The organism is Arthrobacter sp. zg-Y40, assembly GCF_020731535.1.
GTDB lineage: Bacteria > Actinomycetota > Actinomycetes > Actinomycetales > Micrococcaceae > Arthrobacter_B.
Map to the genome: position 1 here is coordinate 29,490 of NZ_JAJFZS010000013.1, position 23,872 is coordinate 53,361.

Sequence of the window (23,872 nt, forward strand, 5' to 3'; positions counted from 1 at the left end):
GACAAACCGGCCGGGTCAAACCGGGCCGCAGATATCCGGTCGCCGGGTGGTGGCAAAAGCCACTCAGACTATGATCGGAGAAAGGTCATCTGCTCCAACGGGTGTCCGCAGACGGTTTACATCGAAATTTCAAAGATGAGGTTTGACGTGTCCAAAGGTGCCCAGTACTCAACACTTTCCCCCGCACTAGCAGTCGGAGATTCGGAGCCGGACCGCAACCTGGCTCTCGAACTGGTCCGTGTCACGGAGGCAGCCGCCATTGCCGGCGGCCACTGGGTGGGCTTCGGCGACAAGAACGCCGCCGACGGCGCAGCAGTGGACGCCATGCGTTCGCTCATTTCCACCGTCCACTTCAACGGCGTTGTGGTCATCGGCGAGGGCGAGAAGGACGAAGCGCCCATGCTTTACAACGGCGAGCACGTTGGCGACGGCACCGGCGCCCTGTGCGACGTTGCCGTCGACCCCATTGACGGCACCCGCCTTACGGCACTGGGCATCAACAACGCCCTCGCCGTCCTGGCTGTCGCTGAGCGCGGCACCATGTTTGATCCCTCCGCCGTGTTCTACATGGAAAAGCTCGTGACCGGCCCGGAAGCCGCCGACATGGTGGACCTGCGCCTGCCGGTCAAGCAGAACCTCCACTTGATTGCCAAGGCCAAGGGCAAAAAGATCAACCAGCTCAACGTCATGATCCTCGAGCGTGACCGGCACAAGCCGCTGGTGCAGGAAATCCGCGACGCCGGTGCCCGGACCCGGATGCTGATGGACGGCGACGTCGCCGGCGGCATTGCCGCTGCACGCGAAGGCACCGACGTCGATGCCCTGATGGGAATCGGCGGCACTCCCGAAGGCATCATTACCGCCTGCGCCATCAAGACGCTCGGCGGCGTTATCCAGGGCCGGTTGTGGCCCACCTCCGATGACGAGAAGCAGAAGGCAATCGACGCCGGACATGATCTGGACCGGGTGATGTCCACCAATGACCTGGTCACCAGCGATAACTGCTACTTCGCTGCGACGGGCATCACCGACGGCGATCTGCTGCGCGGGGTCCGTTACAAGAAGGACCGCGTCCTGACCCAGTCCATCGTGATGCGCTCCAAGTCCGGCACTATCCGCGTGGTGGACGGCGAACACCAGGCTCACAAGTGGGAGTCCTACGCCCGCGCCAACTAGTCCGCAGGCCTCGCGCCCCAGTACCAAAAGCGTCCCCGCCGGAAACTTCCGGCGGGGACGCTTTGTTGCGGAGGACGCGTCTCAGGCCGGCCGGCCGGAGCGGGGCGCGGCGCTGGTTCCCGGACGGCCGGCACGGAAGCGGATAGCCAGGGTGGCGGCAGCCACCACAACTGCCGCTGCGGCGGCGGCCACCGCGGTGGGAACAGATTCCAGTCCGCCGTTGACCCGGGAGACCGCTATCCAGGACAGTCCCCACACGAGTGAAACCGCCGGAGCGAGGCGGCCGCGTCCGGCCGCACCCAGCCCGAAGCCGACGGCGGCCGTAACGGCAAGCACGGCAGCAGACCAGAGGGCCGGAGGCAACCCGAAACCCCGGAAGCCTGCGGAGGTGAGCGCAGAGGCGGTATTCGCAGCTGTGGCTACGCATACCCAGCCAAGATAGAGGCCCAGCGCGCCATCCACTGCAATCCATTCCGGCCAGCCGCCGGTGCGTGCAGTCCGCAGGACCGCGTAGCGCCGAAAACACTCGGCCAGGACGGCCAGCAGGGCCACGATCACCACCACGCTGAGCAGCACCGACCCGGCCTGCACCGAGAGGATCCAGGCGGCGTTCAAGAGCAGCGACGCGGCAACCAGCCAGCCCAGGGAACGTTGCCGGCCTGAGGCTCGCTGGGACGGAAACCACTGATAGACCGTGAAAAGGCCAAGCCCGGTGTAAATCACGGACCAGATGGAGAAGGCCGTGCCGGCCGGAGCCAGATATGTCGCATCGGCACTCAGCGCACCGCCGGCGGCTTCCGCCACGGGCGTGCCGCCAAAAACGCCCACGCCGATCATGGAGCCGATAATGCAGACGGCAAAACAGCTGGTGACGGTGATCCGGCGTGCAAGGTCCGCCCCGCGGTGACTGGCGGTGGAGGGGGATCCGGATGAGGGAATGGAAGAGGAAGCAGCCATAGTCGAGCCTAGCAAGCCATCCCCACCCATGACCCGCCCGGTGGCCTGACCGTTGCCTGCCGCGCACGGTTAGCCGCCGCCGGTGCCGTCCGTTTCGGCCCCCGGCAGGGGAGCCAAGTAGTCTTGAAGGCATGACACTGCGCGTTACTCCCTGCTCCGAAACCGCTTCCTGGAACGAAACCGTCAACCGCTTCCGCGGCCACCCCCAGCAGTTGTGGGGCTGGGGCAAAACCAAGGCGGAGCACGGATGGAGCGTGGACCGCGTCCTGGTCAGCGACGACGCCGGCACCGTGGTGGGCTGCGCCCAGGTGCTGCTGCGCGCGCTGCCTTTCCCGTTCCGCGCCCTGGCGTACATCCCGCGCGGACCACAGGGGGAGCCGGGCCGGGAGCTGGAGGTGTTGGATGCGGTCAGTGACTATGTAAAGACGGCGCACTCCGCCGTGGCCCTGTCCATCGAGCCGGACTGGGATGAGGACGGCAAACTCTCCGCAGGCCTGCCCGGACTCGGTTTCCGCCGGAGCGAGAACACCATCCTGATTGGCCGGACACTGATCCTGGACCTGCAGCGCAGCCTGGACGACCTTTCCGGGGACATGAGCAAAAAGCACCGCCAGTACATCCGCAAATCCGGGCGGGAGGACCTGGTCTTCCGCCGGGTGGAGCGTGCGGAAATCGCCAAGTGCCTGGCTGTGTACAAGCTCACGGCCCAGCGGGCGAACTTCGGAATCCATGAAGACGCCTACTACCTGGACATCTTCGACAACCTCGGCGAGGATTCGCCGGTGTATGCCGCCTTCAGCGGCGAGGACGTGGTGGCGTTCCTGTGGCTCTCGGCCAGCGATTACACGGCCTTCGAGCTTTACGGCGGGATGACCGAGGAAGGCGAGCGGCTGCGGGCCAACTACGCGCTGAAATGGCACGCCATCTCCGACATGAAGGAACGCGGCATTACCCGCTACGACTTCAACGGGCTGCTCAACGACGGCGTGTCCAAGTTCAAGATGGGCTGGGCTAAGCACGAGGACCTGCTGACGGGCACCTGGGACAAGCCGCTTTCCCCGCTCTACCCGGTCTTCGCCACCGCACTGCCGCTGGCCAAAACAGGCATGCGGAAGGCCCGCGCCGTCGTTGCAGGCCTCAAGGGCCGGCTGCGCCCCTAACCGGGGATCAGGCGGGCAGCGGGATCAGGCCGGCAGCGGGATCAGGCCGGCAGGTCCAGCCGGGGCTCATCCCCGCCGTTGGCCGGGGCGGACCCGACCGTAACGGCGAAGGCCAGCGCGGCGTCGTCGTGCTGCGCCGAATCGGAGGCGAGCCGCAGGAAGGCCGGCGCATCGCCGGCCGGCAGGAAAGCGCTCTGCCCGGGTTCAAGGACCAGGCTGCCGGCGGGGGAGGACAGCGCAACGTTGCCGCGGACGGAGATCACCACCGCGGGTCCGTTCTGCAGCACCGGAACTTCGGCGGGAAGGTCCCGGCCGGTGTCCGGCCCCTGGGCCAGCTCGATCCGCTGCAGCTGGAATTCCTCGAAGGGCGGGCGGAAGACTTCCTGCCCGTCCGCGGTGTGTCCGGCCGTAAGCGAGGGAATGCCCAGCGGCCGGAAATCCACGGTCCGAAGCAGTTCCGGGACATCCACATGCTTGGGGGTCAGGCCGCCGCGCAGGACATTGTCCGATGCCGCCATGACTTCCACGCCCAGGCCGCTCAGGTAGGCGTGGACGTTGCCGGCGGGGAGGTAGATCGCTTCGCCGGGCTTCAGGGAGGCCCGGTTGAGCAGCAGGGAGATCAAGACCCCGGGATCACCCGGGTAGAAGCCCTGCAGCTCGGCTACAGTTGTCAGCTCACGGGCAAATTCGGTTCCGGCAGCGGACAACAATGCCGAGGCAGCGGCCGCCTCCTCCACCGCGGGCCGGACGGATTCTCCGTCGCTGAGGATGGTCTGGAAGACGGACTGCAGGCGGTCGGCCGCCGGGTGGCCGGAAGAAAGCTCCGCAACAATCCATTCCAGCAGTTCCGGGACCGGGCGTCCCTCGGCGGCAATAGCCCCGTTGACGGCCCGGAAAACCTGCGCTGCCTCCTCCGGGTTCCGGAAACCGCACAACGCCTCGAAGGGCGTCAGCGCGAAGATCATCTCCGGTTTGTGGTTCCCGTCCTTGTAATTGCGTTCCCTCGCCCCGCGGTCCACACCCGCTTCCTCTTCGGCTGCATAACCGGCGCGGGCCTGCGCGGGCGTGGGATGGACCTGCAGCGACAGGGGAGAGCCGGCTGCGAGGATCTTGGCCAGGAAGGGCAGCTCACTGCCGAACCGGGCTGCTGTATCCGCGCCGAGGGCGGCCTCCGGATCCAAGGCAATAAGCTCGTCGAGGGTCTGTGCCCCGTCCACCGGCGGCACCAGGGCCGACGGTGCGCCCGGATGGGCTCCGATCCACAGTTCTGCCTCCGGCTCCCCGGAGGGCTCCCGGCCGAACAGTTCGGCCATGGCCGTGGTTGATCCCCATGCATAGGGTCGGAGCGTATTCCGGAGCAGGTACATGGGTCTCTTTCGGCTGATAGGTGAGTCGGATGCGAAGCAGTGCAGGACTAGCCCGGGCTGCACTCACCGTTGTTGTTCAGGAGCATACCGAGCGTCGCATCGTCCTGGATCTCCGCCAGGTACTGCAGGTACTCCACGGTGATTTCTTCCGTCTCCTCCTGGGGAACCTCGGTGATAGGCGTTCCGTCCGCTGCCTCGCCGTCTGTTCCGCCGGCTTCTGTGCCGGCATCCATGCCCTCTTCAGGGGCGGCCTCCTCAGCGGGTGCCTCCTCAGCAGGGGCTGCCGGTTCGGAGGTGCCGTCCAGCATGTCCTGGACCCGGGCATGGATCAGGTTGAAATCCGGGTAGGTCACGAAGTTGTCCGCTGCCGGACCGAAGTCCGGCGGGCCGATGGTCATCCGCTCCATCGTTTGTCCCTTGGCCTTCAGTGCCAGGTCCACGAAACTGCCCAGCTGGTCCTGCGGCAGGTCCGTCTCCACGATCTGCTCGCCCGCAGAGGCAATGGCCTGGAAACGGGTCAGCAAAGTCGCGGGATCCATCTGCGCCACCATGGCCTGCTGCACGCACTGCTGCCGGGAAATCCGGTGGTAGTCGGTAACGAACTCCCGGGAGCGGGCGTACCAGAGCGCGTGGTAGCCGTCCAGGGTCTGCGTGCCCGGGGGAATCCAGCCGTCCGGGGGATAGTGTCGGTTCGTTCCGGGAATTTCCCCGGCGGTGATCGGCACCCAGCCGCCTACGTTGACCTTGATCCCGCCCATGGCGTCGACCAGGGTGGAGAAGCCGTCCATGTCCACGATCACGTAGCCCTGGACCTCCAGCCCCAGGGTGCCGCTGACTGCGTCCATCATGGCCTCGGCCCCGGGATCCTGGGAACCGGGATACAGGTCCGCGTAGTTCTCGGTCACCGTTTGGTACAGGCTGTTGATAATGCACTCGTCGCCGCAGTCATAGCCGGTCGGGTACACATCGGACAGCGGGGAATCCGCCGGGAACTGGGCGTTTTGGAAGTTGCGCGGAATGCTGAACACCACGGTGTGGCCGCTCTTGGCGTCCACGCTGAACATGGAAATGCTGTCCGGCCGCAGTCCGGTGCGGTCCTCGCCTGCGTCGCCGCCCATCAGCAGGAAGTTGTACCGGCCGTCCACCGGGTCCAGGGACGGACCGGAGGCGAAGATGGAGTCGAAGGCATGGCGGGAGACGTTCATCAGGTACGCGCCGTAGGCAAGGCTGCCGCTGGTGGCGACCATCAGCAGGGCCAGGACGCTGGCCACCACCGGGCGGACGCCGCGCTGCAGGAGCGGAGGGCGGATGATGCGCAGCGTGTTCAGGAACAGCAGTGCCCAGCCCACGGCCAGCACCACCAGGGCCAGCATGATCAGCAGCGACGCCCAGCGGTTGGTCAAAATATTGATGAGCAGGGCCCGATTGGTCAGGGCAATGACGACGGCGGCCGCTACCAGCGCCCATGCCGTGAGGCTGACCCGCAGGGCACGCCGGCCCAGCTTCCGGTCGCCGGCAACCACCTGGGCTGCGCCGGGCAGCACCAGGGTCAGCAGCAGGAGGATGAAGGCCCGCTTGGTCCGGACCCCGTATGCGGCGCTTTGGGGATAGCGGACGGGGTCAGTGTAGGGCGTGCCTGGATCGGCTGCGTGGCGCTGGTCCATGATCTGCCCTTAGTCCGTGCCGGTCTGGGACGTGCGCAGGGCGGCGCCCTTGGCCATGGCACTCTGGCGCAGGCCAGCAGCGAATTCGATCAACTGCTGCTGCAGCCGGGCAGCAAAGGGGTCGGTGCCGGCAGCCAGCATCCGCACGGCCAGCAGGCCCGCGTTCCGGGCTCCGCCGATGGAGACCGTCGCCACCGGCACGCCGGCGGGCATCTGGACAATCGAGAGCAGCGAGTCCATTCCGTCCAGGTACTTCAGGGGTACGGGTACCCCGATGACCGGCAGCGGTGTCACTGAGGCGAGCATCCCGGGCAGGTGGGCGGCGCCGCCTGCACCGGCAATAATGATGCGTAGTCCGCGCCGGTGTGCTTCCCTGCCGTAGTCCAGCATGTCCTCGGGCATACGGTGGGCCGAGACGACGTCGGCCTCATAGGGAATCCCGAACTCGGCCAGCGCCGCCGCAGCGGCATCCATGACCGGCCAGTCGGAGTCCGAGCCCATAACGAGGCCGACCAGCGGCGGGGTAGCACGGTTGGGCATACTTCAGTTCTCCTTCAGGGGGTCGCGGCCGTCACGGATGATGGCCGCTGCCCGGCCGGCGCTGCGGCGGAGTGCGGGAAGGTCGCCAGCGGCGCCGACGGCATTAACGTGCCCGATCTTACGTCCCGGGCGCACCGATTTGCCGTAGGTATGGATCTTGACGGCGGGTTCGGCAGCCATGGCCAGGGGATAGGCGGCAAACAGATCGGGATTTGGTCCGCCCAGGAAGTTCTTCATGACCGTTGCCCCGGACAGCAGTCCGGTGGCGCCCAGCGGCAGGTCCAGAACGGCCCGCAGGTGCTGCTCGAACTGCCCGGTCAGGGAACCGTCCATGGTCCAGTGCCCGGAGTTGTGCGGACGCATGGCCAGCTCGTTGACCAGGAATCCGGGACCGCGGCCGGGGGTTTCGAAGAGTTCCGCGGCCATTACGCCAGTCACACCGAGTTCCTCGGCCAGGCGCAGCGCCGCAGCTGCGGCAGCTTCGGCTACCGCGGGATCAAGGTCCTGTGCCGGAGCAATCACTTCGTCGCACACGCCGTCCACCTGGATGGAGTGGACCACGGGCCAGGCCGTGCTCTGCCCGCCGGGAGTCCGGGCTACCAGGGCGGACAACTCACGGGTGAAAGGGACTTTCTCTTCAGCCAGCAGCGGGCCGGCACCGAACCAGTCGGCGCATTCCCGCGCTGCGGCGCCGTCGGCCACTATCCGCACGCCCTTGCCGTCATATCCGCCGCGCGGGGTTTTCAGGACCACCGGCCAGCCGATCGACTCGCCGAAGGCTGCCAGCTCCTCCACGTCGGCAACCTCGGCCCAGCCGGGGTTGGGCAGGCCCAGCCGTTCCACGGCGGCGCGCATGACCAGCTTGTCCTGGGCATGGATCAGGGCGTCGGGGCCCGGCTGGACGTTGAATCCCTTCTCCACCAGTGCCGACAGGTGCCCGCCGGGTACGTGTTCGTGGTCGAAGGTCAGCACGTCGACGCCGGCGGCAAAGTCCGCGAGGACCTGCAGGTCCCGGTAATCACCGACCGTGGCGTTTGCCACTGCCGGCACCGCCGACACATCGGGTCCCTCGGCGAGCACGCGCAGCTCAAATCCGAGTGCCGTGGCCGCCGGGGCCATCATCCGGGCGAGCTGGCCGCCACCTATCACACCGATAATTGGAAAATCCACGCCTTAAGGGTACCGAAAAGCCCTGTGCATCCTGCGCCGCCACCCCCGGACATGCCACAGTCCCGAGCAAACTCCCATAAACCGGCGGTAATATTGCTTACTTGACCGCCGCGCGTCCGCGCGTCGGGTGTAGGCAGCAGTCCGCCGTTTTTGCGGGCCCCTGTCGCGGATCGGCCTCGGAGGGTCATGTTTACATCGCTGTCATCTCGGCTTCGGGGCCTTGTTTCCCTGTTCTGGCGGGAAGTTGCCAAGTTCGGAACCGTGGGTGCCCTGGCCTTCCTCATCGACAACGGGCTGACCCTGTATCTGATGCATGGACCCATGTCCGGCAGTGAGGTCAAGGCACGCTTTGTCGGCGCCGTTGTGGCGACCATGTTCTCCTGGGTGGCCAACCGCTACTGGACGTTCCGCCGGCGCCGCAGCCAAGACAATGTGGCGCGTGAACTCGGGCTGTTCATCCTGATCAACGGCGTGGGCATCCTGATCTCCACCGGCTTCACCTGGGTTGCCCGCTATCCCATGGGGATAGAGGACAAGAACCTGTTGTTCCTGGCTGGTGTGATCGGCATTGGAGTGGCCACCGTCCTGCGGTTCTTTGCCTACCGCTTCTGGGTCTTTAACGCCGAATTGGATGATGAGCCCGGTTTCGAGCAGGACTACGAGCTGCTGGATGATCCCGCAGCCCCGCGCGAAGATCCGGCGCCCCGGACCGGGGCTATCAGGCCTCCAACCGCTTCGTAACCCGCTCCGAGGCCAGGACCTTCTCGCCCGGATCAACCCCTTCGCCGGTGAGGACCAGCGCGCCGCCGGAAGCCCACGTCTGCAGGGCAGCCTCAAGCACCAGCGGGAGGTCCGCGGAGGCTGCCAGGAGGACGCCGGGTGTTCCGGCGGGTTCGCCGCCGGCAGGCAGCGCACTGTAGGGGACTGTTCCCTGCAGCAGGGCTGCCGACGTGCCGCCGTGGACCTCCAGTGCAGGCACTGAGGCGTCCGGCGCCGGCCCCTCGAGGTAGGTATCAGCATACGAACGTACCTCCGCGGCATAGTCGACGACGCCGGGGGCCAGGTCTGCCGGGTAGGCCAGGTCAAGGGCGCCCAGCGCCACCGCCACCACGGTCCCCGGGCCCGTGGACTGCGCCGAGGCGGTAACCGTGACATCAGCTGCCGCGGAGCTGCCCTCGGGATCCCACACCACCGTGCAGCCGGTCTGCCAGCCGGCCAGGACCCAGACCAGGGTCTTCCAATGGACGGGCAAATCGAGCCGCAGCCTCAGCCCGGGTTCGGCGTCGAGTTCGTCCACGAGGAAGTTGGCGGTCTTGGCAACCCAGTTGTCCAGCACCTTCCCCGACAGCTCGATCCGTTCCCCTCCGCTGCCGTACCAAATCAGGGCGGGGGAAGTGGCCTGCTGCGTGCGCAGGCCCGAAAGCAGGGCGGATGCCGGCGTGCTCATTATCAAGTGCTCTCTTTCGTAGGTCCTGCCGATCCGTGCGGTGCGGATCGGCTCCGGTGCGGTACCGGCGGGTGGCGCGGGAAAATTCATTCCCACTGCCGCAGCGCTTCTGTAAAGTGCGACGCGCCCGGAAAATGGTGCAGATCCCGGGCGTGGCGTTCCTCGCATCCGCTCAATGAACTCTATAAGATGCCTGAACAGCTTGACGGAGTCGTATTACACGCGTGTAATTAGGTATCGGATTTGTTCCAGCCATATGGAGGACCCGCAGGCCCAGTGCCTGCGGCTCCACCACACAGCCGCCGCTGGGGCAGTAACACCGGGAGGACTCCATGGGGCAAGCAGAAGAATCGCAGGACAGTACCGTCATTGCTGAGCAGGCCACCGCCAGCTACGGTTCACGGGGCGTCCCCGTTGACTGGTACGTGGATCCCGCTGATCCAGCTGCTGCCGAGCGGTACCGGCGGGATACTGCCGGTTCGATTGAGGATCAGGCCACTGCCTTCCTCGCTGCCCACCAGGCGCTGGCTGAAGCCCCGGAGGAAGAGGAAACCGTCCTCGACCCGCCGGTCTCATTGTTCCCCGCGGCACCTGAAACCCGGCCCGTCTGGATCGGGCTTCCCGGCCTCGGCCAAGACTACGCGGACGAGGGCGAGCTTGGCTGGCAGGCGGACGCACTGTGCGCCCAGACCGATCCAGAGGCGTTCTTCCCCGAAAAGGGCGGGTCCACCCGCGACGCGAAGAAGGTCTGCGCCGCATGCAATGTCCGGTCACAGTGCCTGGAATACGCACTGGCCAACGATGAGCGGTTCGGCATCTGGGGCGGTCTGTCCGAGCGTGAACGCCGCCGGCTTCGGAAGCAGGCAGTCTAATTCTTTCGCACGTCCATGTTTGTGCTGTTGTGGTTTCGCACAACGGCGCCCGGTTCCTTCCCGAGACACTTTCCGCACTGACGGCACAGAGCAGGCCGGCAGATTTCTGCATCGGCGTTGACGCCGGCTCCACCGATGCAAGCGCTTCCCTGCTGCAGCTGGGCCTCCCCGTGGGCAGCCCAGTCATCGCCGCTCCCGCGCGCGGCGGGTTCGGCGCCGCGGTGAAAGCAGGGCTGGCCGAGCTCCCCAAGCGGGGCGGGGCCGACCGTGATCCGGCCAGTGAATGGATCTGGCTGCTCCACGATGATTCAGCACCCGCCCCCGGGGCGTTGGAGGAACTGCTCCTGGCCGTGGAGCGGGCGCCGTCGGTCACAATTGCGGGCGCCAAGCAGGTGCATTGGGATAACGAACGCCGCCTCATGGACGTGGGGATCAGCGTCAACCGCTGGGCCGAACGGCTCACCTTGATCGACGCCGACGAACTGGACCAGGGCCAATACGATTCGCGCAGCGATATCTTTGCCGTTAACTCGGCCGGTATGCTCATCCGCCGGGACGCCTGGGACCAACTGGGCGGATTCGACCCTGCCCTGCCCGGCAGCGGCGATGACATTGACCTTTGCTGGCGGAACAGGCTGGCCGGAAACCGCGTGGTGGTGGTTCCCGCCGCCGGAGTCCGCCATGCCGGCGACCGCCCCAACCCGGCGGCATCGGAAGCTGCCGCGCGCAGGGCCGAGATCTTCCTCCGGCTCAAGCACGCGCCGCTGTGGCAGGTGCCCTTCCTCGCCGTGGGGGCTGTCCTTGGCGGCATTGGCCGGTTCTTCCTGGGCATGCTGGCCAAGGATCCCGGATACGCCGCGGCGTCGCTGGTCACAAGCGTTGCCGCCGTCTGCCGCCCCTTGGATCTTTACCGTTCCCGCCGGCGTGCAGCCTCAACGAGGACACGCCCCCGCAACGCCGTGAACGCCCTGCGCAGCACCGGCAGGGAAGTGCGCGAACACCGCCGGACCCTGACCGAGGCACATACCGGTCCAAACGGTCCAGGCGGGGAAGAATACGTCCCCTCCGGTGACGCCAGTGATGACTTTGCTGCCCTTGAAGGATCCGGCCGCAGCTGGGTCGGCCTCGGCGCTCTGGCCGGGGCCCTGCTGCTGGCCGCAGCTTCCCTCACGGGCCTGCACCGCCTGATTGGCGTACCAGCTGCTTCCGGCGGCGCCCTCCTGCCCTTGGGTCCGGGGGTGGCTGGAATATGGGATGCGGCCACCGGATGGTGGGCACAGGCGGGCTCCGGTTACCCCGCCCACGGAGATCCTTTCGGGTTTGTGTTGTCCCTGCTGGCCATGGCCGGATTCGGCAACGGGAACACCGCCGTGCTCGTCCTGCTGATGCTCGCCCTGCCCCTGGCCGGGCTGAGTGCCTGGTTCGCGGCAGGGGTCTTTACTCAACATCGCGGCCTGCGGTTCTGGGCAGCTGTCTTCTGGGCCGCCGTACCCGCGTTCCAAACGGCCCTGGGCAGCGGACGGCTGGGCAGCATGATCGCCCACATCCTGCTTCCACTCACGGTCCTCGCCGTTGCGCGTGCGGTGGGTGCCGGCAAGCCGGCGCCTGCCGCCGGCGCCGGGCGGGCAGCGTCCTGGACGGCAGCTGCCGCCGCGGGGCTGCTCCTGGCGGTCCTTACCGCAGCTGCGCCGATTCTCTTTGTCCTTGCGGTGGCCGCGGTCCTGATCCTGACGCTTGCCCTGCGCCGCCGTGCCCGGACCCTCTGGTGGTCCCTGCTCCCGCCTGCCGCGCTCCTGCTGCCGCAGGTACTGTCCGCCGCACCGGACCATCTGCGCGCTGTCCTGGCGGACCCCGGAGTCCCGCTGGCCTTTGACCGTTCCGAACCGTGGCAGCAGCTGCTGGGTTACCCCGTGGCGTTTACCGTTGACGGCACCCTTTCCGGCCTGCTCCCGCAGGGTCCGTGGAACCTGGTCCTGGCACTGCTGATCGGCGCGCCCGTGGTGGTGCTGGCCGCTCTCGGACTGTTCCGGACGAGGACGGCCCGGCTCGCCCGGCTGGCCTGGATCCTGGCTGTCACCTCACTGGCGGTTAACGCCGCGGCGTCCTACTTGGGTACGGCCGCCACTGCTGATTCCGTGGTCACCGCGTTCGCCGGCCCCCTGGTTTCAGCGACCGTGCTGCTGCTCCTGGGCGCCGCGCTGGCCTGCGCCGCGGATGTGCTGCCCGGTAGCCCCGCGCCGGTGCACGCGCGCCGGCCGCCGCGCAGCAGGCGTTCCCTTGCCGTGGTCCTCGGGCTTGTCCTGGCCGCCGGACCCGCCGCCAGCCTTGCCCTGTGGGCGGTCCCGCAGTTCACCGGCAATGGATTCCCCGGCACCGCCGCCAACGGCGGTCCAAACGACGCCGGCATCCTGCCGGGACTGGAAACCGCCGTGCAGGGCGCCCCCGCACGAACCCTCCCAGCCACGGCAGCCGATGCCGGCTACGGAGACGCCCAGTCCCGCAGCCTGGTCCTGCACGCCGACGCCGACGGGAATGTCACCGCCGTCCTTATGCGCGGCGGAGGCACCACACTGGAACAGCTCTCCACCGTTTCTGCCGCCCGCGGACTGGAAGGCGTTCCCGGCACGCCGGGCGCCGACGATCCGGCCACCGCGGACCTGCGCCGGGCCGTTGCGGTAATCACCGCCGGCACGGGAGTTGATCCGCGGGCTGAACTTGCCCGGCTCGGCGTGGCATTCGTGGTCCTGCAGGAGTCCGATACCGCTGCTGAGCTGCTGGCCGGCCGGATGGATTCCGTGCCCGGCCTGGCCGCCGTCGGACAGACCGGCGCGGGCTGGCTGTGGCGCGTGACCGAGCCGCTCAACGATGCCGGGACCGAAACACAGTCGGGGCTGGGTGCGCGGGTGCGGATCCTGAACGCCGACGGCAGCACGGCAGCAGCTGTGCCCTCACATACTGAAGAGGTGCGCACCACCCTCGAGGCCGGTGTGCAGGGGCGCACACTTGTCCTGGCCGAACGCGCCGATGACGGCTGGCAGGCCACCCTGGACGGCCGTCCGCTTGCGGCAACGGAGGGGGGCTGGGAACAGGCTTTTGAACTTCCGGCCGACGGCGGGGAACTGGTTATTGCCTACCGCTCGCCCTGGGAGCCCTGGGTCGAGGCCTTGCAGGTGCTGGTCATTGGCCTGACCGTGCTGCTGGCACTGCCTACTCCGGGTGCCGGCAGGACAATCCGGCTGCCGGGCAAACGCCACGCGGGTGCCGATGCTGCGGACAGCACCGCCGCGGGCGGCAGCGAAACGGATGCCGCCGGACCGGACGGGCCGGCCGCTGCCGCCCCCGCTGAAGTTCCGGCGCAGGACGGCGCTTCGCCTTCCCCTGTCCGCACCGGTGCCGGCAGCGGGCCCGAAAACCGGACCCGGGAGGGGAACCAGCCATGAGCGAAACGAAGTCCAGCCCTGAAAGCCAGCCCACCGCACGCGAGCAGACCGTGAAGGAACGGGGGCGGAAGACCGCTCCCGCGCGGCCTTCCCGGGCACGGGCAGCGGGCCGCTGGTCCGGCGGAGTCCTGCTGCTGGCCTGTGCCGGAGCGTTGGTGGCCGGTTCCAGCCTGGCCGGTACCGGTACAGCCGGCCGCGCCGTGGACGTACCGTACGCGGAGGTGCCGGCCGGGCCGCTGACCGGGGTATGCCCGGAACCCCTGCGGCTGCTCTCGGGCAACGTGGCCGGCACCGACGCCGAATTCAGTGCCGAGTCCTCGTCCGCACGCAGCGTGGTCAACGCCGTCGTCCTTCCGGCAGCAGGCAACCCGCTGCCCGCCGCGTCTTTGGCGTCCGTCAAGGACGGCTCCGTACTGCTGCGCATGGGCGGAGGAACTCAGGTGCCGCTGGCCGGCACACGGACTGCCGGCGTCGCCCGGGACCAGCAGGTCTCGGCGGCAACCGTACTCAGCGCCGATCCCAAGGGAGCCCTGCAGCCGACCGCCGGGGCAGCCATGACTTATGCCGCCACCGACGGCGACCTGTCCGGCCTGGCCGCCGCCAACTGCCAGCCACCGGCCAACGACCAGTGGCTGGTGGGTGCCCGGACAACTGTGGGGGCAACCGCCGTGCTGCAGCTGACCAACGCCTCGCAGACGGCCGCGGCGGTGGACCTGGAACTTTACGGTCCGGCGGGTCCGCTGGACGGGCCCGGGACGCGCGGCATTTCCGTTGCTCCCGGGCAGACCCGTTCGGTGGTCCTGGCCGGGCTGGCCGCGAACCAGGAGGCGCTGGCGGTCCGGGTCCGCAGCTCCGGCGGGCCTGTCTCGGCAGTGATCTCGCAGAGCCTGCTGCGCGGCCTGACCCCGGGCGGGGTGGAACTGATCCAGCCGACAACGGCGCCGCGGCCCAACCAGGTGGTCGGCGGCGTCTTCATCCAAAACCCGGAGGCAACCCGAAAGCTCGCAGCCGTCGACGGGTACGCGTCCGTGACTCCCTCCCTGCAGGTGGCCGTGCCAGGGGCAACAGACGCCGTGGTCAACGTGCGCGTTTTCTCAGCGGCCGGCGAAGTGAACCTTGAAGGCGGGGGCAGTTACAACGCCGCAGCCGGGACGGTGACCAAGCTGCCGTTGGATTCACTGCCCGAGGGAACCTACACGCTGGACATTTCCTCCGACGTTTCCGTGGCGGCGGCCGCCGTCGTCACCCGCGGCACCGATGCCGGTGCAGGCACCGACCTGGCCGTGGCCAGTGCAGGGGAGCGGGTCGGCAGCGAGCACCTGGCCGTGCTGGCCTCGGCCAACACGGTTCTGTCCTTCGCTGCCCCCGCGGGAGCCGCGGAGCTCAGCCTCGCCGCCGTATCGGCGGACGGGTCGCTGCAGGCGGAAAAGATCCTGCCGTTGTCCGCAGGGTCCACCACGGCGGTCCTTCCGGCCGATCTGGGCACCTCGCCCGTCGCGGTCCTGGTCCGCGCCACCGGCGCACCGGTATACGGAGCGCAGGTGGTGACCGAAGGGGACAGGGGCCTCAGCGTGCTGGTCCTGCCCAAGGGCAATGCAGGCGCAAACAGGGTCCAGGTGGGCGTGGGGAACTAATCCGGCCGGGCTACAGCGGACGGAACCTGCCGTAGGCCGGATCCACGGTTTCCGGGTCCATGCCCATCAGCCCGGCAAGCTGTTCCACGATCACGTCATGGACCAGTTCGCTGACCGGAACCAGTCCCCGGGCCGAGGTTTCCACGGCGTGCCGGTAAATGGTGATGACCGCCGGGCGGCCGGGCGCGGACGCGGTGGCCGCGCCAAGCGGGATGGGTCCGCCCTCGCGGGCCAGGTCCTCCAGCCGGGGAGGGATTTCCGTAACCACGAACTGGTAGCTCTGGATCCGCTCGCCCCACAGCCGTTCCAGGCGCTGTGCGGATTCCAGGACCCACTCGTCGAACCGCTCGGAGCGGGTACGTGCTCCGGCCAGATGCGGCGGAATCAGGTCCCCGCGCAGCCCGCGGCCGTGCCGGTTGCGGCGGCGCTGCCGGAAGGAGCGGACCCAGTAGCCGGACGAGGACACAGCAGCCGAACCCGACTCATCATCGAGGCTCACCCGCAGCGAAGATCCCATGGACATGTAAGAACTCTAACCGCTGCCCCCGGGTGCCGGGACCCCGTCGCCGGGGGCAATAACAGCGGGCATCCGGCCGCCGGCCAATCCCCGGCACCGTGGGGGCCCGGCGCGCCTGCACCGTCGTCGCCGGGGAGCGGGTAAAGTGGTCCTCCGTGGAATCCTTACGTCAGTGCTCCAGATCAGCATGCCGCCAGCCGGCGGTTGCAACCCTGACATACGTCTACGCCGATTCCACTGCAGTGCTGGGGCCGCTCGCAACGTACGCCGAGCCCCATTGTTACGATTTGTGTGCCGGCCATTCCGCCCGCCTCACCGCCCCCATGGGATGGGAGCTGGTCCGGCTGAACCTGGACGGACAGTCCCGGACGCCGACCAGCGACGAACTGTCGGCCCTTGTGGACGCCGTACGGGAGCGGTTCGCCGAGACCCCGGCGGAGGACGACGATGAGCCCAAGCGCAGCGGCAAGCATGCGTTGGAGCCGCCCGCTGACATCCCCGGGTCGCGCCGCGCGCACCTGCGGGTCCTGCGCGAACAGAACTAGCTCCTGCGCCGGGGCCAGGGGTTAGGCTTGGCTGTGATGCGCCGCCAGCCGCGGCACCTGACGTGTTCTGACTTGTGAGGAAGTGCCGTCCCATGGCCACACTATCTGCCGGACTGCTAACGGTCCTGCGTTGCCCCGTTACCGGTTCCCGCCTTGTGCAGGAGGGCGACGAACTGCTCTCCACTGCCCCTGACACCTCCGGGGCCCGGGTACGCTACCGGCTGGAGGAGGGCATTCCCGTGATGTTGAAGCCGTCCGCCACCGGCGGCACCGGTCCCGTTCCTGCAGCAACGGATTAGGGGAGCGGGCGGAAGCATGGATTTCAAGGTAGCCGACCTGTCCCTGGCAGAAGCTGGACGCCACCAGATCCGCCTGGCCGAACACGAGATGCCCGGGCTGATGGCGCTGCGCCGCGAATACGGTCCCGGCCAGCCGCTGGCCGGAGCACGCATTGCAGGATCCCTGCACATGACGGTGCAGACCGCTGTGCTGATCGAGACCCTCACGGCCCTGGGGGCCGAAGTGCGCTGGGCGTCCTGCAACATCTTCTCCACCCAGGACGAAGCCGCCGCCGCAGTAGTGGTGGGGGAGGGTACCCCGGACAACCCGGCAGGGGTGCCGGTATTCGCCTGGAAGAACGAATCGCTTGAGGACTACTGGTGGACAGCGGAACAGATCCTCACCTGGCCTGAGGGCTCCGGCGGACCGAACATGATCCTGGACGACGGCGGTGACGCGACGCTGCTGCTGCACAAGGGAGTGGAGTTCGAAACAGCCGGGTTCGTGCCGGAGAATCCGCAGGCGGACGATGACGGCTACTCCTACGAGTCCACGGTCATTTTGGACCGGCTGCGCCGCAGCCTCGCCGAGCACCCCGGCAAATGGACCGCAATCGCCAAGGGTATCCGCGGCGTCACCGAAGAAACCACCACCGGTGTCCTGCGGCTGTACCAGCTTGCAGCCGAAGGCAAACTGCTGTTCCCGGCCATCAACGTCAACGACTCCGTCACCAAATCCAAGTTCGACAACAAGTACGGCATCCGGCACTCCCTGCCGGATGGGCTGAACCGGGCCACGGACACGCTGATCGGCGGCAAGGTCGCCGTCGTCTGCGGCTACGGCGACGTCGGGAAAGGCGCCGCGGAAGCACTGCGCGGCCAGGGCGCGCGCGTCATCGTGACGGAAATCGACCCCATCTGCGCCCTGCAGGCGGCCATGGACGGCTACCAGGTGGCCCGGCTGGAATCCGTGCTGGACCAGGGCGACATCTTCATCACCACCACCGGCAACAAGGACATCATCATGGCCCGGCACATGGCTGCCATGAAGCACCAGGCCATTGTGGGCAACGTGGGCCACTTCGACAACGAGATCGACATGGCCGGGCTGGCCCGGGTCCCGGGTATCCGCAAGGTCGAAATCAAGCCGCAGGTACATGAATGGGTCTTCGATGAAGGCACGGACGAACAGCGCAGCATCATCGTGCTCTCCGAAGGCCGGCTGCTGAACCTGGGCAACGCCACCGGCCACCCCTCGTTTGTGATGAGCAATTCCTTCGCCAACCAGACCATTGCCCAGGTTGAGCTCTTCACCCGCCACGGCGACGGGACCTATGCCAACCAGGTGTACGTGCTGCCCAAAGTCCTGGACGAGAAAGTGGCCCGCCTGCACCTGTCCGCCCTCGGCGTCGAGCTGACTGAGCTCACCAAAAGCCAGGCCGACTACCTGGGCGTGGATGTCGCCGGTCCCTTCAAACCGGACCATTACCGGTACTGAACCGGAGCCGTTGACGGCTGGGGCCTAACGGCTGAACGGCGTCCGGTGCAGCCGTGCGGCCAGCACTGCAGCGGATCCGCGGGCCCGGTGCAGACGTGCAAAGTCCCGATCCCGCCGCTCTCCGGTCACGGCCCGCAGGTACGCCTCGGGGTGGGTGCCCATGGGTGGCTGCGGCGACACGTAAGGCACCGTTTCCGCTGCCAGTTCGGCGGCAAGCGCGGTCCTGGCGGGCCCGGACATCCCGCCGGTCTGCGCCAGGAACCGGGAGATCCGGAAGGACAGGGGATCGGGGAGCCGGCCAAGGTCGGCCAAACGCGCCCAACCGGCAAGTTCGGGCGGGGTCAGCACCGGAGGCGGTGCGGCGGCCGGGAGCCGCTCCTGCAGGGCATAGGTTCCGGCCAGCACGTCGCCGAGCCGTTTGGACTTGTCATTGAAGACGGCCACGAAAACCGCCAGGGCACCGGAGAGCGTATAGATTTCCAGAACGGCCGTGACCGACCGGATGATGGCGTGCCGGAACCGGACCGCACCGCCGTCGTCGCGCACTATGCGCAGCCCCAGGGCCAGCCGCCCCAGCGATTTGCCGCGGCTGGCCGCTTCGACGACGGCTGGAGCCACAACGAACACGAGCACCACGGACCCCACCAGAAGTGCCTGGAAGAGGGATTCATCCGCGTTGGCGGCAATCCCGCCGAGCGCCAGCACAAGGAGCACAAATACCACGACGGAGGCGGCAACGTCGATGAGGGCACTAAGCATCCGGGGCGCGAAACCGGCAGGGCGGAGCTCCAGGACCACTGCCTCGCCGGTAACAATGCTGCTCACGCGTGTGCCTCCTCCAAAGCCGTTGGTGAGCTCCACTGTACCGACCCGCTAGGGTGTACCCGTGGACCTGGATGCCTTCACCGCCGTGCACGGTGCCGATTGGATGCGCCTCGACGAGCTCACTGCCCGACGCCGCCTCAGCGGCCCCGAAGCGGATGAGCTCCTTCGGCTGTACCAGCGCGCTTCAACACACCTGTCCATAGTGCGCTCCGTGGCCCCGGAAGGGCCTTTGTCCGCTGGGCTTTCGATGCGCCTGGCGAGGGCGCGTACGAAGTTCACCGGCAACCGCTCCGCTGCGCTCACGGACCTCTCACGCTTCTTCCTGTACTCCCTCCCTGCCGCGTTCTACCGGGTGCGCTGGCTCACCGCCGCCATCGGGGCAGCGTTTGTCCTGGTGGCCTGGCTGAGCGGGTGGTGGGCGCTGAACACCCCCGGAGTATTGGCAGCCATGGGCACGGAGGCTGAAATGCGCCAATACGCCGAAGAAGATTTCGTGGACTACTACAACCCGTCCGTCGGCTTCGCCGGAATGGTCTGGACCAACAACGCCTGGATCGCCCTCCAGTCGGTGGCCTTCGGCGTCACCGGAGTGTGGGTGCCGTGGATCCTCCTGCAAAACGCCGTGAATGTGGGGATGTCCGGCGCGTTGCTGGCGGCGCACGGGCGCCTGGATGTCTTTTTCACGTACATCCTTCCGCACGGTTTTATGGAACTGACCGCCATCTTCATAGCCGGGGCCGCAGGACTGCGGATCTTCTGGGCCCTGGTTGCGCCGGGCCGGACGCCGCGCATGGCAGCGCTGGCCAGGGAAGGACGCTCCCTGATAACCGTGGGCCTTGGCCTCATCCTGGTGCTGTTTGTATCCGGGTTGGTGGAAGGGTTCGTGACCCCAAGCCCGCTGCCTGCATGGCTGCGCCTTTCAATTGGGTTCCTGGTGTTCTGTGCTTACTGGGCTTACACCCTGATCCTGGGCGGCAGGGCCTACCGTGCCGGACACCGGGGGGACCTTGCCGCGCGCGACGCCGGCGCCGAGGCGCTGACTGCCTAAGCTGCGGGCGGGGTGGCGTGCGCACACGACCCGCACTGTCCCGGTAGGGTCGAGGTAAGACCAGCGAGAACAGTTTCGGGTAGTGAAATCCGGGTAGTGAAAGAGGAAGCAGTGGCAAGCCAGGACGAAACCCCCACGGATCGGCCAACGACACCGGGAGAGCCTCAGAACGGTGCCGCCGAATCCGCGCCTGCCGGGCCGGATAACCGCATCGGCTCCCGGTCCGGATCCCATTCGGCCCGGGCGGCCGGCGCGGCCGGCGCGGCCGGACCTGCCTCCCTGCCGGGCCCGGACGAACACGCGGACTGGGATGCCGAATTCAACAGCCTTGCCGGATCTGCGGAATCCACCGGAAGCGCCGGGGATGCCGGGGATGGCAGGGATGCCGGGAAACGGGAAGACGCTTCGTCTCCGGCCGGACCCGACACAGAGCCGGCCGAGACGGGCCAACCGGACGCAGAGCATACTGAGGCCGGCACGCCGGACACCGAGCATGCTGAGGCCGGCACGCCGGACGCGGTATCGGCAGACACGGACTCGCCCGCAGCCGTCGTTCCCACCACCGCGCTTCCCGCCACCGTGCAGCGCCCCGCCACCGAGCAGCGCCCCGACCCGGAGGCGTCGCCGTCGCCGCACGGGACGGAAACCGTCCCGGGCGGCCATCCGAGCTTGGCGCAGCGCAGCGAGCTCCCCATGCGCCGGGCCAGCACTCTTCCGGACCTGAGCGGCGTTGCCCGGCCCGGGGACCGGAAGGAAGGCACCGCAGACGCTGGCGAGCCGGCCGAAAGCGGTTCGCCCGTGCCCGGGGCTGCCGTGACGGCCGCAGCCGTGTCTGCCGATCATCATCAGACGGACCGCAGCAGTGCCGATACCAACGGCCACGCCGACGACGCCCTCCCGAACAACGAAGATCCGGAGAACACGGACCGGAACCTCGCTGATACAGAGAACAATCACCCCGACGACAGCGATCCGGAGGACACGGATCCGGAGGACACTGACCGGGACCCGGCCGATCAGGACGGTGCCGCGGTGTCGCCGGAGCAAGTCGAGCGGCGGGCCAAGGAACGCGAAAAGGCAGCTGCCGGCAAGCCGGTGCTTGCCCGTGTACTGCAGGTGATGATCGCCGTGTTCTTCCCGGTCATGGTGCTCGCTGCGGCCATCCGAGCCGTTGCCACACCCTTGTTCCTGTGGGCCGAATACCACCGTCCGGGCTTCCCCGAAGACGCCTACGGCTTCTCACGGGATGACCGCATGACATATGGCTCATATGCCGTGGACTATCTTTCAAACCTGAGCGGGGCGCGGTATCTGGGCGACCTGATGGGGGGCGGCGGGGAACCGCTGTACCTCGCCAGCGAGGTCAGCCACATGGCGGACGTCAAAACCGTGCTGACGGCCGCCTTCACGGCCGCGGCAGTGATGCTGCTGCTCAGCCTGGCCGCAGCCCTGTACCTCCGCCGCCGCAGCCCCGGCGGTATCCGGCGCTCGCTGTTCGCCGGCGCCCTGGTGACCCTGGCGCTGATGGCCGTGCTGGTGGTCCTCGCCGTCTTGGGCTGGGAACAGTTCTTCACACAGGTGCACAGCATCTTCTTTGCGAACGGCAACTGGACCTTCCGCCTGGACGACACACTGATCCGGCTGTTCCCGGCCCAGTTCTGGATGGACGCAGGAATTGTGATCGCCGCCTTGGTGCTGCTGACATGCGCTGCAGTTCTCGCCTGCTGCTGGCCGACCAAAGCCCGCCGGGAACGTGTCCGCCAGGCACGCGAGGACGCCCGCCGCCGCTACGCAGAGTCGCTGAACGCGCTCTAGGCCCCGGCAGCTGACGCCGCACGGCACACAGAAAATCCCCCGGACCGCTGGACGGTACGGGGGATTTCCTATTGGCGGAGACTACTTCGCGTACAGCTTCTCAACCTCGTCGGAGTAGTCGGCAATCACGGCGTTGCGGCGCAGCTTCAAGGTGGCCGTCAGGTGCCCGGATTCCAAGGTGAAGTCCTTGGGCAGCACGGTGAACTTGCGGATCTGCTCAGCCCGGGAAACCGTCGCGTTGGCGGCGTCCACGGCCTCCTGCAGCATCTGCTGGACCCGGGGGTCGTCTCCGGCATTCCCGGTCGGCGCCCCGTTCTCCCGGCTCCAGGCCGCCAGGGCTTCGTCGTCGAGGGTAATCAGCGCCGAAACGAACGGCCTGCCCTCGCCCACCACAATGGCCTGGGAGACCAGCCGGTTCTCGCGGATCTTTTCCTCCAGCGGACCCGGAGCCACATTCTTCCCGCCGGCAGTGACCAGCAGGTCCTTCTTCCGGCCAGTGATGCGCAGGAACCCGTCGTCGTCCAGGACACCCACATCGCCGGTCTTGAACCACTCGCCCTCGAACGCGTCGGCGGTTGCCTCCGGGTTGCGGTGATAGCCCTTGAACACGACGGCGCCGCGGACCAGGACTTCGCCGTCGTCGGCAATCCGGATGGTGGTGCCCGGCATGGGCAGCCCCACCGAGCCCACCCGGGCGCGGGTGGCCTGGTTGACGCTGGCCGGGGCCGTGGTTTCGGTGAGGCCGTAGCCCTCCAGGACGGTCACGCCGCTGCCGCGGAAGAAATGGGCCAGCATGGGGCTCAGCGCGCTTGCGCCGGAAATGGCGAACTTGGCGTTGCCGCCCAGGACCGCACGGACCTTCGGGTAGAACAGCCGTTCAAACAGCTTGTGCTTGAGGGCGAGCGCGACGGAGGGGCCGCGGCCGCCGCGGGCAGCGGAATCCACCGCCTCCGAGTAGGCAATGGCAGTGGCCGAGGCAGCGGCAAAAGCCTTGCCCTTGCCGGCCGCTTCGGCCGAAGCCTGGGCGCCGGTGTAGATCTTTTCGAAGATCCGCGGCACGGCCAGCAGGAACGTCGGGGAGAAGGTCTTGAGGTCGCTCATCAGATCAGACGCGCTGCGGGAGTGGCCAACCTTCACGCCCGCGTGCAGGCAGCCCACCTGAACCGCGCGGGCCAGGACGTGGGCCAGGGGCAGGAACATCAAAGTGGTCGGGTTGGGGACCTTGAGCATCTCCGGCAGCACTTCAATCACGTTGACGCCGAAGAGGGCGAAGTTGCCGTGCGTGATTTCGCATCCCTTGGGCCGTCCGGTGGTCCCGGACGTGTAGACCATGGACGCGGTGTCCTCGAGGTTCGCGGTGCTGCGCGCCGTTTCCAGGGTGTCGTCGCTGACACCGTGTCCGGCTGCGGCCAGGGCGGTGAGCGAATCGGCGCCGTCGCCGTCGTTCATCATCCACACGGCGAACTCGCCTTCCAACCCTGAAAGGGCTGACTGCACGACGGCGGCCTTCCGCTCATCTTCGACGAAGACGTGGCGGGCGCCGGAGTCGGCCAGGATCCACTCCACCTGGGACGGGGAGGACGTTTCATAAATCGGAATGGTCACTGCACCGGCAAACCAGTTGGCCATGTCGGCAACGGTCCACTCGTAGGAAGTCCGTGACATAACGGCCACGCTGTCGCCGGGGCGGACTCCGGAACCAATGAGCCCCTTTGCCAGGCGGGTCACTGCCGCCAGGAACTGTGCGGCGGTGATGTCTTCCCACTCACTGCCGTTCTTGACCGCGTACAGCACGCGGGCGGGGTCCTTCGCATGCATCTGGAGCAACAGATCCGTGACATTGGATTCTGCGGGAAGACTAACCAGGAGGTCAGTGGCGGATTCGCGCACTTAGCCCTCTCTTTCTGTGCCGGAGCACA

Annotated in this window: 20 protein-coding genes; 11 read left to right on the top strand and 9 right to left on the bottom strand. The window is 67.7% G+C overall.

What is annotated here, in order from left to right; translation table 11 throughout:
* Positions 1-135 precede the first annotated feature (135 nt).
* Positions 136-1,176 (top strand): class II fructose-bisphosphatase, encoded by a 1,041-nt coding sequence (gene glpX, locus LJ754_RS13295; RefSeq protein WP_227914095.1) that lies wholly within the window; start codon positions 136-138, stop codon positions 1,174-1,176.
* Positions 1,177-1,257: 81 nt separating this feature from the next.
* Here glpX and LJ754_RS13300 read toward each other — a convergent pair whose 3' ends face one another.
* A complete protein-coding gene (locus LJ754_RS13300) occupies positions 1,258-2,133 on the bottom strand; it encodes a tryptophan-rich sensory protein (RefSeq protein ID WP_227926956.1) in 876 nt (291 codons plus the stop codon).
* A gap of 131 nt (positions 2,134-2,264) precedes the next feature.
* Here LJ754_RS13300 and LJ754_RS13305 point away from each other — a divergent pair, with 131 nt between their 5' ends.
* Complete coding sequence (locus tag LJ754_RS13305) at positions 2,265-3,293, top strand: lipid II:glycine glycyltransferase FemX (RefSeq protein ID WP_227926957.1); 1,029 nt, start codon at positions 2,265-2,267, stop codon at positions 3,291-3,293.
* 41 nt (positions 3,294-3,334) lie between these two features.
* On the opposite strand, the gene manA is transcribed toward LJ754_RS13305, so the two are convergent.
* The 4 genes from manA to LJ754_RS13325 are packed head-to-tail and all read right to left on the bottom strand — an operon-like array spanning position 3,335 to position 7,986.
* Entirely contained in the window at positions 3,335-4,660 is a 1,326-nt protein-coding gene (gene manA, locus LJ754_RS13310) for a mannose-6-phosphate isomerase, class I (protein WP_227926958.1), read from the bottom strand.
* A gap of 47 nt (positions 4,661-4,707) precedes the next feature.
* Positions 4,708-6,324 (bottom strand): LCP family protein, encoded by a 1,617-nt coding sequence (locus tag LJ754_RS13315; RefSeq protein WP_227914099.1) that lies wholly within the window; start codon positions 6,322-6,324, stop codon positions 4,708-4,710.
* A gap of 9 nt (positions 6,325-6,333) precedes the next feature.
* A complete protein-coding gene (gene purE / locus LJ754_RS13320) occupies positions 6,334-6,864 on the bottom strand; it encodes a 5-(carboxyamino)imidazole ribonucleotide mutase (protein ID WP_227914100.1) in 531 nt (176 codons plus the stop codon).
* Between the two features lie 3 nt (positions 6,865-6,867).
* Positions 6,868-7,986, bottom strand: a complete 1,119-nt coding sequence (locus LJ754_RS13325; protein ID WP_231706355.1) for a 5-(carboxyamino)imidazole ribonucleotide synthase — start codon at positions 7,984-7,986, stop codon at positions 6,868-6,870.
* A 234-nt stretch (positions 7,987-8,220) separates the two neighbouring features.
* Between LJ754_RS13325 and LJ754_RS13330 the strand changes: the two genes are divergently transcribed.
* Entirely contained in the window at positions 8,221-8,775 is a 555-nt protein-coding gene (locus tag LJ754_RS13330; protein ID WP_227914102.1) for a GtrA family protein, read from the top strand.
* On the opposite strand, the gene LJ754_RS13335 is transcribed toward LJ754_RS13330, so the two are convergent.
* Positions 8,753-9,481 (bottom strand): TIGR03089 family protein, encoded by a 729-nt coding sequence (locus tag LJ754_RS13335; protein ID WP_227926960.1) that lies wholly within the window; start codon positions 9,479-9,481, stop codon positions 8,753-8,755. The two genes, LJ754_RS13330 and LJ754_RS13335, sit on opposite strands and share 23 nt — an antisense overlap.
* A gap of 332 nt (positions 9,482-9,813) precedes the next feature.
* Between LJ754_RS13335 and LJ754_RS16770 the strand changes: the two genes are divergently transcribed.
* The 3 genes from LJ754_RS16770 to LJ754_RS13350 are packed head-to-tail and all read left to right on the top strand — an operon-like array spanning position 9,814 to position 15,427.
* Complete coding sequence (locus tag LJ754_RS16770) at positions 9,814-10,353, top strand: WhiB family transcriptional regulator (RefSeq protein ID WP_229960803.1); 540 nt, start codon at positions 9,814-9,816, stop codon at positions 10,351-10,353.
* Positions 10,354-10,382: 29 nt separating this feature from the next.
* Complete coding sequence (locus tag LJ754_RS13345; protein WP_227926961.1) at positions 10,383-13,793, top strand: glycosyltransferase; 3,411 nt, start codon at positions 10,383-10,385, stop codon at positions 13,791-13,793.
* Positions 13,790-15,427: a DUF5719 family protein gene (locus tag LJ754_RS13350; protein ID WP_227926962.1), complete on the top strand. Its 1,638-nt coding sequence runs from the start codon at positions 13,790-13,792 to the stop codon at positions 15,425-15,427. Before LJ754_RS13345 ends, LJ754_RS13350 begins: the two co-directional genes overlap by 4 nt.
* A gap of 10 nt (positions 15,428-15,437) precedes the next feature.
* On the opposite strand, the gene LJ754_RS13355 is transcribed toward LJ754_RS13350, so the two are convergent.
* Positions 15,438-15,950, bottom strand: coding sequence for a metallopeptidase family protein (locus LJ754_RS13355; RefSeq protein WP_227914106.1), 513 nt, complete (start codon positions 15,948-15,950; stop codon positions 15,438-15,440).
* A 149-nt stretch (positions 15,951-16,099) separates the two neighbouring features.
* On the opposite strand from LJ754_RS13355, the gene LJ754_RS13360 reads away from it, so the two are divergent.
* The 3 genes from LJ754_RS13360 to ahcY all read left to right on the top strand — a co-directional run bounded on the left by LJ754_RS13360 (position 16,100) and on the right by ahcY (position 18,265).
* Positions 16,100-16,489 carry a DUF3499 domain-containing protein gene (locus LJ754_RS13360; protein WP_227926963.1) on the top strand — a complete coding sequence of 130 codons (390 nt, stop codon included), beginning with the start codon at positions 16,100-16,102 and terminating at the stop codon, positions 16,487-16,489.
* Between the two features lie 92 nt (positions 16,490-16,581).
* On the top strand, positions 16,582-16,788 hold the full coding sequence (locus tag LJ754_RS13365) for a Trm112 family protein (protein WP_227914108.1): 207 nt from the start codon (positions 16,582-16,584) through the stop codon (positions 16,786-16,788).
* Positions 16,789-16,804: 16 nt separating this feature from the next.
* A complete protein-coding gene (ahcY, locus tag LJ754_RS13370; RefSeq protein WP_227926964.1) occupies positions 16,805-18,265 on the top strand; it encodes an adenosylhomocysteinase in 1,461 nt (486 codons plus the stop codon).
* Positions 18,266-18,289: 24 nt separating this feature from the next.
* Here the strand turns inward: ahcY and LJ754_RS13375 are convergent, their stop codons facing one another.
* Positions 18,290-19,090 (bottom strand): RDD family protein, encoded by an 801-nt coding sequence (locus LJ754_RS13375; RefSeq protein WP_227926965.1) that lies wholly within the window; start codon positions 19,088-19,090, stop codon positions 18,290-18,292.
* Positions 19,091-19,151: 61 nt separating this feature from the next.
* Here LJ754_RS13375 and LJ754_RS13380 point away from each other — a divergent pair, with 61 nt between their 5' ends.
* Positions 19,152-20,138, top strand: coding sequence for a stage II sporulation protein M (locus LJ754_RS13380; protein ID WP_227926966.1), 987 nt, complete (start codon positions 19,152-19,154; stop codon positions 20,136-20,138).
* Positions 20,139-20,234: 96 nt separating this feature from the next.
* Entirely contained in the window at positions 20,235-21,953 is a 1,719-nt protein-coding gene (locus tag LJ754_RS13385; RefSeq protein ID WP_227926967.1) for a TIGR01906 family membrane protein, read from the top strand.
* An 81-nt stretch (positions 21,954-22,034) separates the two neighbouring features.
* Here the strand turns inward: LJ754_RS13385 and LJ754_RS13390 are convergent, their stop codons facing one another.
* On the bottom strand, positions 22,035-23,843 hold the full coding sequence (locus LJ754_RS13390; protein WP_227926968.1) for an AMP-dependent synthetase/ligase: 1,809 nt from the start codon (positions 23,841-23,843) through the stop codon (positions 22,035-22,037).
* Positions 23,844-23,872: the final 29 nt, after the last annotated feature.